A 13,865-nucleotide genomic window follows, 5' to 3' on the forward strand; every position below is an offset into this window, starting at 1 on the left:
TCGGCATGCTTGCCGAATGGGTGGTTAACGGAACTGATATTCGAATGCCTGGTATGGCTTATTGAAGGTGAGATCTTTCACGGCCATCACATTGAACCGGTAACCCGGCCTGATCTGCAGGGTCGGTGCCACGTTCATGTTCTTCTCGATCATTTTGATGGCCACTTCTCCTACCTGCTGGGCCAGCGCCTGGCTCAGCGTCGCGGCATTGGATGAACCGAAGGGATCGCTGCTCGGATCGATGCGTGAAGAGGTCAACCCCGCCGTGATGCCGGACATGAGGATGGCTGAGCCGAACATCCGCAGGTAATGGCTGTTGACCTTGTCGTTGAAGCCAGCATATCCGGCACTATCGACGCCTTCCATCGCACCGATATCCATGGCCCTTCCATCCGGGAACACGATGCGCTGCCAGGCAACGAGCACCCGCGACTGCCCCAGCACGACGTTGTTGTTATAACGTCCGATCAGCTTGGATCCTTGTGGAATGAGCCGATACCTGCCCGTGGGCGTGTCGAACACGTCCTGACTGACCTGGGCCACGATCTGCCCGGGAAGTTCGGAGTTGATACCGGATATCATGGTCGCGGGTATCACCGAACCTGCACGCACTTCGTATGCCGTCCGCGGGTCTTCGAGTTCGGAATCCAGCAGCCAGCGATCGCTGTTCTTGCCCTTCGTCGTCTTCCGATCGAATCTCGCATAGTCGCCTCCGGCAACGATCAGAGCACCGTCTTGTCCTTCGGGCCCCGTTGCGCCACCGCCGTTTCCACTGTCGCCGCGTCTGTCGCCGGTTTCCGCACCGCCAGAGTTGCCGGGATCGTTCTTTCCATCGTCGCGGGTCTCGGACTTCTTCGGTGCAGATTGCAGCAGCCCCGTCCTCGCACGCATGGCCGTCTGGAAGAGTTTCATCCTCTCTTTCGCCATCTCGTCGTTATCCTGCTGCCTCGTCGGTTCCGCTCCGGCGGATGCGGGCTGCGGCGGAATATCCAGATCCTCGACCCGAGCGATGGGAAACGAGGGCACGGCGTTCTCTTCGGGATCGGGCACGAGCCCCGCCACGGCACCACTGGCCAGCATCTGGTCGACGAGTTGACTGTTTTCCGGAAGCGCCGCCGTCGAAACGGTCTTTGCCTCCGCCCGCTTGCTTCCGCCACGCTGCACGGCAACCAGCGCCACGAGGACGACGAATACCACGACTACACCGCCCACTATGAACAGCGGCAGATTGTTTACCCTGCGCACACCGATGGATGGATCGCCGGGCTTCGGCAACAGATCGGCGTCGGGCAGCAGGTCACCATTGACCGTTCGTTGTCTTTCCATATCGCCTACCCCCGCCGCGTCCATGTGCCACCCGCATAGGCGCGGAAGCCATCGAACACCCACGGCCGCGACAAGGTGATATCGCCCACGGTAACCGTCACGCGATAGAGGACGCCCTCGACGAGGGCTACATGACAGTCGAAGACCTCACCCGCTTCTGGCACATCCTTCATGACGAAGCCTCTGGCCCGAAGAGCCGCGTGAAGCGCGACATCGAATGCACCTGTGGCCTGTCGCGATGGTATGAGGACAGTCGCAGTCGGCTCATATACCTCGCTCACGCCGTTCACGACGTCTTCCACCACAGAGCGCCGCAGGGGATCCGTATCGGCAACCGAAGCGGTCGTCCTGGGCGCAACGGGTACGCATCCGCCAAGCAGCCAGGCCATAAAAAGGGGTATCCAAAGCCTCCTCATCGGCGTCTCTCGATGGTGACCTTGCGCTGCCCCGCGCCGACACCAGAGACCAAGACGGCTTTTTCGAACAGGGTATCCACGACATAGCGGCCATCCTGGAGACGGTAGTTCACCATGACTTCGTCGTCTTTTTTGAACACGCTTCCGCTAGCTCGCACAACAAGCAGCGTAGGTGCTTCGCCTTGCGGGAACGTGGATGGCATCTCGATAATCGTCTTGAGCCCGTCGTTATAGACCCGCGTGGGCTTGAATGGCGCATTGCCGCTCACCCGATAACCGAAATCGAGGTTACCTAAGTATTCGTTCTTCGCGCTGGCAGCCGGCACGCGCTGGGCGGCGGCTGTACGCCTCTTCATGGCCGCCCATTTCGACTCAGACGACTCGGGATAGGAAAACGCCACCCGTGGCATGTACTCCGTGCGATGGGAACGCAGTCGAAGATGGTAGGTTCGCCTGTCCGTGGTGACCATCAGCGATGTTTCCAAGCCGACGTCCAGGGGCTTGATCACCAGGTGCTGTATGGCGTCGTCGCCCGTACCCGACAATGCCGGCTCGACCAGCCAACGCACGGCGTCACCCAGGTTCACGGAGCTGACCTGCTCGCCCGACTCGAGTTCCACGTCGCATACCTGCAGGACCGCACAGACGATGCTCGGCTGCGATTGCCCGTACAGAAAGCGAATGGTTCCGTCCGGGCCAGGTACTGGCTTGACCGACGACGACGTGCTCGCGATCCACTTGCGTGAGATATCGAGGCCCGCCTTCTCCTGATCGGTGAGCTTGGGGTTTTCAGCCGAAAAGAACTGGTCGGCGAGTTGCGTTTCATTGGTAGCGGCCGAGGCGGCGCCAGCCACGACTATCATCATCATCGCAGCAATTAACAGGGTTGTTTTCATTGATCGTGCTCTATCAGAACTGCTTGGTCCAGGAGTAATCCGAAATCTGTATGCCCATCGGATTCAGGCGGATCCGGTCTTCTGTAACGTCCGCAGGCGTCGCCTGGCTATCGACATTGAGCAAAGCCCGCATCCGGTACGGCTTGCCGACGATTTCCCCCTTGCGCGTACGCTGGGTCTCGATCCAGTCCACCTGCCACGTGCTGGCCGTTTGTGGAATGGCCGAAACGATCTCCACGTTCACGGTATGCTTCTGCGCTCTCTTGAAGGGATTGGTTTCCGGATTGCCATTGAGGTACGCCGTCATCTTGCGCGTGGCCGCGCTATTGCCGGCCATCACCGCGTAGACTTTGAAAATAGCGCGCCGCTGCATGGCGATGTCGGGGGTTACCGTGCGCGCATTCACGATGAACTCCGCTACAGTCGCTCGGACGATCCGCTGATCGACCTTATCGGCCTGCTTTGCCGGCGCGACGGCCATGGCCTCCCCCAGCTTGTTGACTTCTACTACGTAGGGAATGAACTTCGATTGGCTTCCGATGTAGATCACGCCACCCACCGCCGCCAGGGCCACCAGCATGCTGACCAAAGCCATTGCCTGCCAAAGCGTACGCGACGCAATGAGGCTGCCAACATGCGAGTTCCAGCTCCGCTGCGCGTTCAGGTAGGGATGCTGTAGCGCTTGCGAAACCACACCGTTCGGAGACACGCGCTTCTTCTTCAACTTCATGATCAGACTCCATAGTCCGCGAGGCGTAAACCCTTCAGTTGCAGCCAGTCATGCACCCATGCGTCCCCATAGCGCGCCTCGAGCGCGCGTATGGTGGCTATGGATTCCTTGTCGGTGCTGCCAATGAAGGCCAGGGCGAGAGGACCAAGGGCAAGGTCATAGAGGCGACGGCCCTTGTCGGACATGTAGTAGTAATGGCGCTTCTGCACTGCCGTGGCGAGTATTTCGATCTGCCGCGTGTTCAGCCCCATGCGTCTGTACAGTGCCGCCGCGTCGTCGTCTCGAGCGAATGGATTCGGCAGGAAGATCTTGGTCGCCGTGGATTCGACGATGACGTCGAGGATGCCGGAGTTGGCTGCATCAGAAAGGCTCTGGGTCGCCATGATCACGAGGCAGTTCGACTTGCGAAGCACCTTCAACCATTCGCGAATCTTCGCCCGGAACACCGGATGGCCAAGCATAAGCCAGGCCTCGTCCAGGATGATGGCAGCCGGCTGCCCGTTCAGCGACGCTTCAATGCGGCGAAAGAGATACAGCAGCACCGGCAGAACGTACTTGTCGCCAAGATTGAGCAGGTCCTCGATCTCGAACACGGCAAAGTCAGACAGGCGGAGGCCGTCGACGGAGGCATCGAGCAGGTGACCCATGGTCCCGTCGGCAGTATAGATCTTCAGCGCTTCGCGAATCGCCTCGTCCTGTATCATAAGGACGAATTCGGACAAGGTCGTGGCGCCGGACTGATGCATGGACTGCAAAGCGCTGCCGATCTCGTTGCGTTGGACCGGCGTGGTGTGCACGCCATTAAGCGCCAGCATGGAATCTAACCATTCCATGGCCCAACCGCGATCAGACTTCGATTCCAGGAACTGCAACGGGCAGAACGCCAGATCGTCGTCGTCTCCCGCCACGTCGAAATGGAGGCCACCGCACGCTCTCACCAAGGGGTACAGCGAACGCCCCTTGTCGAAGCAGTACAGGGACATGCCAGGATAGCGACGAAGCTGCGCGGCGAGGATGCCGAGATGCGTCGACTTGCCGGCGCCCGTGGGGCCAAAGATGAAAGTGTGCCCCAGGTCGTTCACGTGCAGGTTCAGCCGGAACGGCGTGGCGCCCTGGGTAACGCACTGCATCAGGGCAGGCGAATTCGGCGGATACATGGGACACGGCGCCTCCGGCAGTCCCGTCCATATGGTCGCGGTTGGCAGGAGATCCGCGAGATTCAATGTATTGATCTGCGGCCGCCGGACGTTCTCCACACCGTGACCTGGGAAGCTACCAAGCAAAGCGTCCATCGTGTTGATGGTTTCGACCCGAGCGGCGAATCCGCGCGCATTGATCGCCTTTTCTATCTGCCTCATCGAACGATCCAGGCGCGATCGATCCTCGTCGGACACCACGACGACACTCGTGTAGTACCCCTGAGCGACGAGTCCGCTGTTGATCTCCGCGATGGCCGCCTCGGCGTCATGCATCATCGACAACGCGTCGTAGTTCACCGCTCCGTTGTTCGTCTGGAATATCTGATCGAAGAAACCCCTGACCTTCTGTCGCCACTTCTTGCGAAACTTCTCCATCTGACGGAGGGCTTCGTGCTGGTCCATGAAGATGAACCGGTTCGACCAGCGGTACTCGCTGGGGAGCTCCGCTAGCGACGCCAGTATCCCCGGATAGGATTCCATAGGGAATCCTTCGATGGCCACGACCTGAACGAAGCGCCGTCCGATGCGCGGCGCAATGCCGGTCCAGATTTCCTGCCCCCCGACGAGCGCATCGATATATACCGGGTTTTCAGGCAGAACGATGGGGTGATCGAGGCCGGTGACGCAGAACTGCAGCCAACGCAGGAAGTCGTCGTGAGTGACCGTGCGCCCTTCTTCCGTGATGCTTTCATGCCCCTGAAGACGACGCATTTTGAATACGCTTGAGAGACGGCTTTCGAAACTACGGCATTCACGCTGGAAATCACCTATGAGGCTCTGGGTCCGTTCGGTATGCCCGGCTACTTCCGTGTCGTCGTCGAACATCATCTCCACGAACTTGCGTTGGGCAACCTGCGGTGGATAGTAGGTGAGGGTCATCACGAGGTAGCCCTCGTAAGTCGTCCCCAGGCTTCGGAACAGACGGCGGCGCTCCTCGTCAATTGCCGCCGACACAGGATCGGGAAAATGCGAGGTAGCCGCGTCAGGGTATTCGCGGGCGGGTCGGCGCACGGCATCGACATGCAGCATCCAACCGTTACCAAGGCGCGACAGTACCTGGTTCACGCGCATAGACGCCGCCTCGCGCTGCTCGTCGGTGCTGCTGGCGGCGTCGTCGCCTTCGAACATCCAGGCGGCCATGAAGGCGCCGCTCTTGCAGACGATTACGCCGTCGGCGGCGACGGCAGCGTAATTGAGCAGGTCGGATACGGCCTGCCCATGAGGTCTGCGGAAGTCGAGCTTGGGTTCGGCATCCAGGCGGCGGATACCCGCGATCAACAGGATGACGAGGATGGCGGTAACAACCGCCATCCCCGTGATAAGCCAGACGATCATCGGTATTGCCGCTCCTCGGCCACGCCATTCGTACGAAATGGCGTAGAACGCGGCGCGTAGTACTTCTTGTAGCCGCGCTGCCTGAGGTAGACATAACGCAGCTTGGGATCGGACTTGGCCATGAGACGGAAGATCTGTAGCGCGGCCACCCACAGGAACACACCGAATATCCCGGCCTTTATCTCCTGAGCCGAGAAGATCAGCGCTCCCGCGAGCAATCCCGTGAACATAACGAGTTCACGATCCCCTCCAAGAACGAGGTTGTCTCGATTGCCTGCCCGACGAATCGGTACCGTTCGAGCACCCATCAAACGACAGCCGAGGCATTGGATGGAATGAAGAAGAAGCCTCTGGCGTCCCCTTCCCAACGTCCGCCGAAGAGTTCGACGATGTTGCTCGCCTGCACGATGACGGACACCACAAGGACGATGAATACCATCGTCCGGAGGAATCCGCTGATCTCTCCACCGAAGATCAGCATCGCACCGCATGCAACGATACCGACCAATGAGATGATGAAGGGAACAGGCCCGGTCATGGACGTCCGGAAGGTGGTCAAACCCTCCTCATAAGGCAAATTCTGGGCAAGTGCCAGAGATGGCATCATGATGGCGACAGATAGCAGGATTGCTCCCACAACTCTAAGCATCAAGGTACCTGCCGGCTTGGCCTGGGACAAAGCGATCATTTTTTTCTCCGGGGACGTTTAAAGATTCCGCAGCACGTAACGCCCGTCCTCGTACCCATCGACGGCTACGATGTCCTGGACGCGACGGCCGCCGGGGGTGCGCGTGATATGAACGAGCAGGTGAACGGCTTCGCCGATCAGCGGCTCGATGGGCCGCGGCGCATCGCGGTGCATACTGATGAGCATCGCCAGCCGCGAGAGGCCGGCACGCGCATCGTTGGCGTGGAGCGTGGCCGCTCCACCCTCGTGGCCTGTATTCCAGGCCATGAGCAGGTCCAGCGCCTCCGGACCGCGCACCTCGCCTACGAGGATGCGGTCGGGTCGCATGCGCAACGAGGTGCGCAGCAGCTGGGTCATGTCAACGTCGAACGACGTGCGGTACTGAACGAAGTTTTCGGCGGCGCACTGGATCTCGCCGGTGTCCTCGATGATGAAGACGCGCTCCCTGTCGTTCGCCTCGACCATCTCGCGGATGATGGCGTTGATCAGGGTGGTCTTTCCCGAGCCGGTGCCGCCGATGACCAGGATGTTGCGGTGCGCATGGATCGCGTTAAGCAGCACCTCGCGCTGGCCAGCCGTCATCGTCCCGCCGGCGACATAGTCGGCGAGGCTGAAGATGGCGATGGCCTTCTTGCGCAGGGCGAAGGTCGGTCCGCTGACGATCGGCGGAAGCTGCGCGGCGAAGCGCGATCCGTCGAGTGGAAACTCGGATTCGAGAACTGGGTTCGATTTTGTGATCTCTTTTCCGTAGTAACCTGCCGTGGTCTTGATCACGGCCTCCGACTGGCTCGGCCGCATCGTACCGATGCAACGCATGCCTTCGCCGAGTCTTTCCTGCCAAAGCCGGCTGTCCGCGTTCAACATGATCTCGACCGTCTTCGGGTCGTTGAACGCATTCATGAATGTATCGCCGAGGTCGCGCAGCAGTTTTTCGCGCGCACGCTCCCTCAGCACGGCGGTCGGACCGCCGGCTTGTACCGCTTCCATAGTTGTCGTTTCTCAGGGACGCCGACACGACCCTCGTGGTCGCGTCGGCGCTTGTCGCCGGCAGACGCATCCGCGTCCGCGATTATGCTTGTGGTATCAGGCAGCCTTTCGCATGGCGATACCGTCCTCGCTGGTTGTGCAGGGGGTTTGCATGGAGCGGTGCATGCCATGCGTCTTCAACCCATCGATCGACTCGGGTATGACGATGCGGCAACTGCCCGCTTCGCCTTCACCCCAGTTCACCGTGAGTCGTTTTCCACTCAATGCGCCTCGCGCGAAGATCTTGCTGCCCTGGCCTACGACACCGACGGCCTGGCCGGTGTCGTCGAACACCGAGGCGCCGAATGGCAAGGGACTTCCGTCCGGTTTCGTTGCGTGGATCAGCATCGACTGGGCCACGGTCGTGCGGTAGTCGAGGCGCGCGAATGAACCGGCGCGCGGCGCGATGCTTTCGCTGGTGCTTTCCAGCTCCACATCGTGCGAGGCGCCGCGAGGGTCGATGGACACGGTGTTGAGCTGGTACGGAAGGAGTCCGCGGACCACCGCATTGCCGTGTCGGTCGAGGCGCGCGCCCGCATGGCTTTCGATGCGCGCACCGGCGGCGCCGGGCGCGTGGATGATGGCGTTCGTTTCGCCAAGCTCCTGTGCCAGCGTCACGCCATCGCGATGCGCCACGACAGCGCCGGTCGCGCCGAGTCCGTACTGGGTGCTGCCCTGGCTACCGCGACCGACCGACGCCCGGTAGCTGCCCGCGTAGCTGCGGTAGACGGCACTGGCGTTGGCCGAGGTCGACGATGGCCTGTGACGACCTTCCGAACGTCCGGCCGCCAGGGTGTACATGAGGTCTTCGTTGCCGGCCATCCTGCCGTTGAGGCGCGCTTGCAGGCTGGCGTCGCCGCTGTCGTTCCGGGTGTAGGTGGCGCCGAGATTCGGCGCGGCCGGCGCGGAGCCCAGCGGCAACGAGAACGACGCGTACACGGTCGTGTCGGTGAGGTTGCGACGGCCGTTTCCTGCGCGGGCGAAGACATCGCCGAGGCGGGAACGCTGCACCGATAGGTTGTAGCTGAGCGAGCGCCAACTGCTGTTGTAGCCCAGCGTGTAGTCGACGCCGCGGGAGCGGCTGTCCCAGTAGTCCACGAGCGATCCGACCAGCGACAGCTGTCCCGCGCCGATGGCCTGACCGATGTTCGCGTCGAACCGGCTCCGCTCCCCACCGATGGCTTCGCCGGGCAGACCGCGCCGCAGGCGGCTGCGCAACGCCGCGGCGTCGACCACGCCGAGGTAGTCGCGCGTGGAGAAGCGCTGGCTGGCCAGGCCGAAATTCGTGCCCGTGGAGGAAAGCGTGCGCGACCAGCGCACGCGGGTGCTGACGCCACGGCGAACGCCGTCCCTGCGGAAGGCCGCGCGGGAACTGGTGACGTCGAGCGCCACCGCGCCGAAAGGCAGGTTCACCGCCGCGCCGAGCAAGCCCGATGTGTAGCTGTTGGACGCCGTGGCGCCGGCGTAGAGGGTCGTGCTGTTACTGACGCCGTGTTGCACCGTGCCCTGGAAGACGAACGGCGTTTCGGCGACGCTGTCCTCGTCTACCTGCCCGGCCCAGAGGGCAAAGCGCGTCGTTCCCTCGCGAAGCATCTGCGGCACCGCCGTATAGGGCACGACGATGCGCTTCGTGCGTCCGTCCGCCTCGGTAATGGTGACTTCGAGGTCGCTGCCGTAGCCGGTCGGATAGAGATCGTCGATCTCGAATGCACCTGGGGCCACGGTGGTGCTGTGGATCACGTAGCCGTTCTGCCGCACGGTCACCTGGGCGTTGCTCTCGGCCACGCCGCGGATGACCGGCGCATAGCCGCGCTGCGACGCCGGGAGCATGCGTTGGTCGCTGACGATACCGACGCCACGGAGGCGCACCGTGTCGAGGATCTCGCCGCTTGTATTCGCCTCGCCGACAGTCAACTGGGCACGCGCATCGGTGATGTCATGCTGTGCGAACACCTGGTTGTTTCGCCAGTGCCTGCTGCCGTCGGCCATCGACAGCACGCCGGTATGCCGGAGCCGCCACCCGCCGAGGTTCGCCCCGGCGTTGAGGTTGACGAAGGTGTCCGTGGAGCGCCGGCCTTCCCGACGCACCTGGAAGGTATTGACGTTGTAGTTGAGCATCGCGGCCTGCTCGCCCTGGTCCCAGAACTCGGGACTCACATAGCCGCGGGCACGCGAAACGAGGAAGGCCTGCGGCAGGGTGATGCGCAGGACCTGCTCCGAGTTGTCGAAGTCGAGCGTGGCCCCCGGGACGTATGCCGACAGGTTTCCACAGAAAGGCTTGTCGTCCAGCGGCGCCACCGTACCGTCGCTCGCCGTGCGGTTGGCCAGTTTTTCCGTGTCCAGCCCGAAGCGCACGAGCATCGCCCGGTCGAAGCACGGCTGTGCGCTCTCGCTGTTCGCGACCTGGCGGAAGGCGATGTCGCGCGACCCCGGGATCGGCCGCTCATTGACCAGCACGTCGGGCCGGTAGATGCCCGGGAGTGTGACGTTGCCGCGTTCGAAACGCGACAGATCGATGGCGCCGTTCGCCGAATGGATGAAGTCCGCGTTGAAGACGGCCTGGGGCCCGACCGGTTCCGGCTCCGGGCCGGGACCGAGCGGATCGAGGGCCACGGCTTTCGCCGCGGCGGGCCCGAGCAGGGCAAGCGCCATCGCCAGCGGGCGGCGAGCCAGCCGATGGCGTGTTCGACGGAAGAGGTTCATGGCGCTTCGATGGCCTTGCTATGCGGCACGAAGCCGCCGTAATCGTTAATGCTCTTGTACTCGACGCGGATGCCATCGGCGGACGGGAGCGAACGCTCAAGCTTCGCTGTGACGGTTTCCAGCGGCGGAATGGCAAACGGTTCCACCGCCACCTCGCCGCCATCCGCGTTCAGGCGCACATCGTTGAGCGTGACGTGGAAGGGCGTGGGGTTGCTGGCCGAAATCTGGCCATCGGCGGTGCGCCGCCACGCGAGTTTTTCCGGTGCGGCGTCGGCGGACCCCGCCAACCCCTTGGGGCGGTAAAACATCTTGAGCCGATAACGGAACGCGAGCTGCAACTTGTTGACGTCTTCCTCCGCCTTCGGCTTCGGCGGCACTTCGAGAATGTTGAGCCAGAACTGCGACTCGCGATCGGAAGGAACCTCGCCGCCGGTGTAAGAGATGCGCAAGGTCTGCGATTTGCCCGCCTCCACACGCGAAATGGGAGGCGTGAGGTTGAATGGCACGTCGACGTGTTCGGGGGTGGACTTCTCGTCGCCGTCGTCGATCCAGGCCTGGGTCAGGGCCGGCAGTTTGCCGACATTGCTGACCTTGACCGTGATTTCCTTCGCGTCGGCGACATAGACGTAACGCGTGCCGTTCATCACCACCGTCGCCGATGCGGTGCCCGCGGCACCCAGCGCCATGGCGGCGATCCACGCGTGCGCGGCACGCCTGGCTTTACGGGTCGTTCCTTGCATGATTCGGGACTTCCTTAGGGCGAAGGCAGTCGGCCGCCGGCATGCGCCGGCGACCGGGGTGGCTCTTTACGGCTCGAAGCGCACCGAGTAGGTCACGGAGCTGTCGGCCGTACCGGCCGTCACCGCGCCGATACGCTCAAACGCGGCGGCATGCGCCAGCACCGCCTGGTTGTTGCTGATCGTTTCCTTGATCGCACCCTGGTCCTGGTCCCACGGATTGATGCGGTTCATCAGCTTGTCGAACAGGCGGTATTGCACGCCCGTCGCGGTACCCGTGGTGCGGAGGCCGCCGGTGACCGGATCGACCGTCGCGCCGGGCTCGAAATGCGCCCACACCTTCGTGCCGTCGGTGCAGGTCGACTCGCCTTCCTGACCGACGAAGATCCGGAAACCCGTCAGGCCAGCGGTGTCGCCGACGTTCGGCATGTCGCCGGCGTTGACGCCGTCGATGCGCACGGTGAAGTCCGGGCTCGGATTGCTCGGGTCGTCGCCATGAATCGAGCAGGTCACCGTGCTGACCGAGCCGGTGAAGGTGATCGTGCCGGTCGTCGCGAAGACAGCCGGAGCCGCCAGCCCTGCGATAAGCAGGGCCGAAGTCATTGCCTTGAGGTTCATCCAATTAACCTTGTTACGTTCTGGAAAAAGCAACGGCCCGGTTGGGCCGTCGGCCTGGAGAGGCACGGGGCCTCCCCGTGCTCACGCAGCCGAGTGCTCGTCCTACGCGAGCGACAAGAATTTTGTCGGATTTGCCCTACAAGCAATATAGAAGTTTGCTCAAAAATCGGACTTCTTTGCCGAAGTCCGATGAGACTCGCAATTTCCGAAAGCGTTCCGTTTTCTCATGACGAAACGCTTCAGAACGTGCTAACGGTTACTGGCCGATCTTGCGCAGCGGCTTGCCGCTCATGAGGTTGCGCTCGATCTGTTCCAGGGTCACGTTCTTGGTTTCCGGAACCAGCCAGTACGTGAGGCCGATGAACACGGCATTGAAGGTGGCATAGAGCCAGAAGGTCTGCGCGTTGCCGATGCCGCTCAGCAGGCTGAGGAAGGTGACGCCGACGATGGTGTTGGCGGCCCAGTTCGTGAACGTGGAAACCGCGATGCCGAAGTCGCGACCCTTCAGCGGCTGCACTTCGGCGCACAACGCCCAGATCAACGGGCCGGCGGACATGGCGAAGCCTACGATGAAGAAAAGGAGCATGCCCACGGTGAGCAACTGCTCGCCGCGCGTGTCGATGCCAAGCCCCATCATCGTGCCGACCGAACCGAGGCCCACCACCATCATGGCGAAGCCGGCATAGAGGATCGGCTTGCGCCCAAGGCGATCGACGAAAGCCAGTGCGATCAGCGTCGCGAGCATGTTCGTCACACCCACGATGGCCGTGAACCACATCTGGGCGTGCGTGTCATAGCCCATTTCCTTGAAAATGCGCGGCGCGTAGTACATCACCACGTTGATTCCCGTGAGCTGCTGCATGACCTGCAAGAGGATGCCCAGGCCCACCGACCGGCGGAAGTTGGGATTCTCGCGGAACATGCTCCAACCGTGCTGGCGCGTCTTCAGCTGCTCGTCGATATCGGCCATCTCCCGCCTCACCGTCTCGTCGTCGCCGCGCAGCTTCATCAACACCGTCTCCGCCTCCTGGCGACGCCCCACCAGAAGAAGCCAGCGCGGACTGTCCGGCAGGAAGAAGAGGCCGATGGCGAAGAGGATGCCGGGCGCGGCGATGATGCCTAGCATCCAGCGCCAGTTGCCGGTGCTGCTGAGCGCGGTATCGGACAGGAAGGCCAGCAGGATGCCGGTGGTGATCATCAGCTGGTAGGTGGAGATCATCGCACCGCGGATCCTTTCGGGAGCCACTTCGGCGAGATAGAGCGGGGCCGTGAAAGCGGCGACACCGATGGCCAGGCCCAGTACGAAGCGCGCCACGATCAGGATCGTCGGCGTACCGGCCACCGCGCAGAACAGCGAACCGGCGACGAACAGCACACCGGCGAGCATGAGCGAGCGCTTGCGTCCCAGCGTCGCGGACATCCAGCCCGCGCCGAGCGACCCGATCGCCGCACCCGCCATCATCGCGCTCACGATCCACTCGACCACGCCGTCGCTGATCTTGAATTCGGCCTGGATGAATTGCGTGGCGCCGGAGATGACGCCGACGTCGAGGCCGAACATGAGGCCTGCCAGCGCGGCGAGGATACAGGTAGTGACGACAGCCGCCTTCGGATGGGCGACAGGGATTTCGTTCTTGGCAACATCCATCGATTCATTCCCGGCAAAAAAAACCTGTAGGAGCCGCTGCAGCGGCCCGAAGCCAACACCATGATGAAGCGGGAAGCTTCCTTACCCGGAGGGCGACGCCCAGGGATCGTAGCTTCCGAAATACCAGAGATGCCCCTGCGGATCGCGCGCCGAATAGCCCGCGCCACCGTATTCCTTCTCCTCGTACTCGTCGACGATGGTGGCGCCCGCGTTCCTGGCCTTGTCGTAGTGGGCGCGCACATCCTTGACGATGACGCAGGCACACTGCGTCTCGCGGCCCCCCACCTCGTCCGGCTGCACCATGTGCCGGCTGAATGCGGTGTCGTCGCGCACCGAGCCGAGCATGATCATGCCGCCGCCGTAGGTCAGCTGCGCGTGGTCGACGATGCCGGGATCTTCCGCGTTCGTGTACACCGCCTGCCGCTCGAAGCCGAAGGCGGTGCAGAGAAAATCGATCGCCTCGAGCGCATGGGTATAACGCAGGCAGGGAATGATCGTGCTGTTCATCGTCCAGGGCCTCCCATTGGAACCCCGTACCTTACG

Annotated in this window: 13 protein-coding genes; all 13 read right to left on the minus strand. The window is 62.5% G+C overall.

The genetic code is table 11. The features are described from left to right. Nucleotides 1–24 precede the first annotated feature (24 nt). Nucleotides 25–1,326, minus strand: a complete 1,302-nt coding sequence (locus tag HBF32_RS13185; protein WP_166700053.1) for a TrbI/VirB10 family protein — start codon at nucleotides 1,324–1,326, stop codon at nucleotides 25–27. A gap of 5 nt (nucleotides 1,327–1,331) precedes the next feature. Continuing rightward, nucleotides 1,332–1,499, minus strand: coding sequence for a hypothetical protein (locus HBF32_RS13190; protein WP_166700054.1), 168 nt, complete (start codon nucleotides 1,497–1,499; stop codon nucleotides 1,332–1,334). Between the two features lie 239 nt (nucleotides 1,500–1,738). Beyond that, the gene (gene trbG, locus HBF32_RS13195; protein WP_166700055.1) at nucleotides 1,739–2,638 is read right to left on the minus strand and encodes a P-type conjugative transfer protein TrbG; all 900 of its coding nucleotides are present in this window, start codon (nucleotides 2,636–2,638) and stop codon (nucleotides 1,739–1,741) included. A gap of 13 nt (nucleotides 2,639–2,651) precedes the next feature. Next, the gene (locus HBF32_RS13200) at nucleotides 2,652–3,368 is read right to left on the minus strand and encodes a VirB8/TrbF family protein (RefSeq protein WP_166700056.1); all 717 of its coding nucleotides are present in this window, start codon (nucleotides 3,366–3,368) and stop codon (nucleotides 2,652–2,654) included. A 2-nt stretch (nucleotides 3,369–3,370) separates the two neighbouring features. Further along, entirely contained in the window at nucleotides 3,371–5,902 is a 2,532-nt protein-coding gene (locus HBF32_RS13205) for a VirB4 family type IV secretion/conjugal transfer ATPase (RefSeq protein WP_166700057.1), read from the minus strand. Then, entirely contained in the window at nucleotides 5,899–6,210 is a 312-nt protein-coding gene (locus tag HBF32_RS13210) for a conjugal transfer protein TrbD (RefSeq protein WP_166700058.1), read from the minus strand. Before HBF32_RS13210 ends, HBF32_RS13205 begins: the two co-directional genes overlap by 4 nt. Further along, entirely contained in the window at nucleotides 6,210–6,590 is a 381-nt protein-coding gene (locus HBF32_RS13215; protein ID WP_166700059.1) for a TrbC/VirB2 family protein, read from the minus strand. Before HBF32_RS13215 ends, HBF32_RS13210 begins: the two co-directional genes overlap by 1 nt. An 18-nt stretch (nucleotides 6,591–6,608) precedes the next feature. Next, on the minus strand, nucleotides 6,609–7,577 hold the full coding sequence (trbB, locus tag HBF32_RS13220) for a P-type conjugative transfer ATPase TrbB (protein ID WP_166700060.1): 969 nt from the start codon (nucleotides 7,575–7,577) through the stop codon (nucleotides 6,609–6,611). 96 nt (nucleotides 7,578–7,673) lie between these two features. Beyond that, a complete protein-coding gene (locus HBF32_RS13225; RefSeq protein ID WP_166700061.1) occupies nucleotides 7,674–10,319 on the minus strand; it encodes a fimbria/pilus outer membrane usher protein in 2,646 nt (881 codons plus the stop codon). Continuing rightward, complete coding sequence (locus HBF32_RS13230) at nucleotides 10,316–11,059, minus strand: fimbrial biogenesis chaperone (protein WP_166700062.1); 744 nt, start codon at nucleotides 11,057–11,059, stop codon at nucleotides 10,316–10,318. The genes HBF32_RS13225 and HBF32_RS13230 overlap by 4 nt, the downstream gene beginning before the upstream one ends. Before the next feature lie 66 nt (nucleotides 11,060–11,125). Next, the gene (locus tag HBF32_RS13235) at nucleotides 11,126–11,674 is read right to left on the minus strand and encodes a fimbrial protein (protein WP_166700063.1); all 549 of its coding nucleotides are present in this window, start codon (nucleotides 11,672–11,674) and stop codon (nucleotides 11,126–11,128) included. 256 nt (nucleotides 11,675–11,930) lie between these two features. Further along, nucleotides 11,931–13,322 (minus strand): sugar porter family MFS transporter, encoded by a 1,392-nt coding sequence (locus tag HBF32_RS13240; RefSeq protein WP_166700064.1) that lies wholly within the window; start codon nucleotides 13,320–13,322, stop codon nucleotides 11,931–11,933. Nucleotides 13,323–13,403: 81 nt separating this feature from the next. Further along, nucleotides 13,404–13,829, minus strand: coding sequence for a VOC family protein (locus tag HBF32_RS13245; protein ID WP_166700065.1), 426 nt, complete (start codon nucleotides 13,827–13,829; stop codon nucleotides 13,404–13,406). Nucleotides 13,830–13,865 lie beyond the last annotated feature (36 nt).

Origin of the sequence: Luteibacter yeojuensis (assembly GCF_011742875.1) — a bacterium.
GTDB lineage: Bacteria > Pseudomonadota > Gammaproteobacteria > Xanthomonadales > Rhodanobacteraceae > Luteibacter > Luteibacter yeojuensis.

Coding starts and splice junctions, on each gene's coding strand:
- HBF32_RS13185 (WP_166700053.1), bottom strand. CDS start 1,326: ATGGAAAGACAACGAACGGTCAATGGTGACCTGCTGCCCGACGCCGAT.
- HBF32_RS13190 (WP_166700054.1), bottom strand. CDS start 1,499: ATGAAGGATGTGCCAGAAGCGGGTGAGGTCTTCGACTGTCATGTAGCC.
- trbG (WP_166700055.1), bottom strand. CDS start 2,638: ATGAAAACAACCCTGTTAATTGCTGCGATGATGATGATAGTCGTGGCT.
- HBF32_RS13200 (WP_166700056.1), bottom strand. CDS start 3,368: ATGAAGTTGAAGAAGAAGCGCGTGTCTCCGAACGGTGTGGTTTCGCAA.
- HBF32_RS13205 (WP_166700057.1), bottom strand. CDS start 5,902: ATGATCGTCTGGCTTATCACGGGGATGGCGGTTGTTACCGCCATCCTC.
- HBF32_RS13210 (WP_166700058.1), bottom strand. CDS start 6,210: ATGGGTGCTCGAACGGTACCGATTCGTCGGGCAGGCAATCGAGACAAC.
- HBF32_RS13215 (WP_166700059.1), bottom strand. CDS start 6,590: ATGATCGCTTTGTCCCAGGCCAAGCCGGCAGGTACCTTGATGCTTAGA.
- trbB (WP_166700060.1), bottom strand. CDS start 7,577: ATGGAAGCGGTACAAGCCGGCGGTCCGACCGCCGTGCTGAGGGAGCGT.
- HBF32_RS13225 (WP_166700061.1), bottom strand. CDS start 10,319: ATGAACCTCTTCCGTCGAACACGCCATCGGCTGGCTCGCCGCCCGCTG.
- HBF32_RS13230 (WP_166700062.1), bottom strand. CDS start 11,059: ATGCAAGGAACGACCCGTAAAGCCAGGCGTGCCGCGCACGCGTGGATC.
- HBF32_RS13235 (WP_166700063.1), bottom strand. CDS start 11,674: ATGAACCTCAAGGCAATGACTTCGGCCCTGCTTATCGCAGGGCTGGCG.
- HBF32_RS13240 (WP_166700064.1), bottom strand. CDS start 13,322: ATGGATGTTGCCAAGAACGAAATCCCTGTCGCCCATCCGAAGGCGGCT.
- HBF32_RS13245 (WP_166700065.1), bottom strand. CDS start 13,829: ATGAACAGCACGATCATTCCCTGCCTGCGTTATACCCATGCGCTCGAG.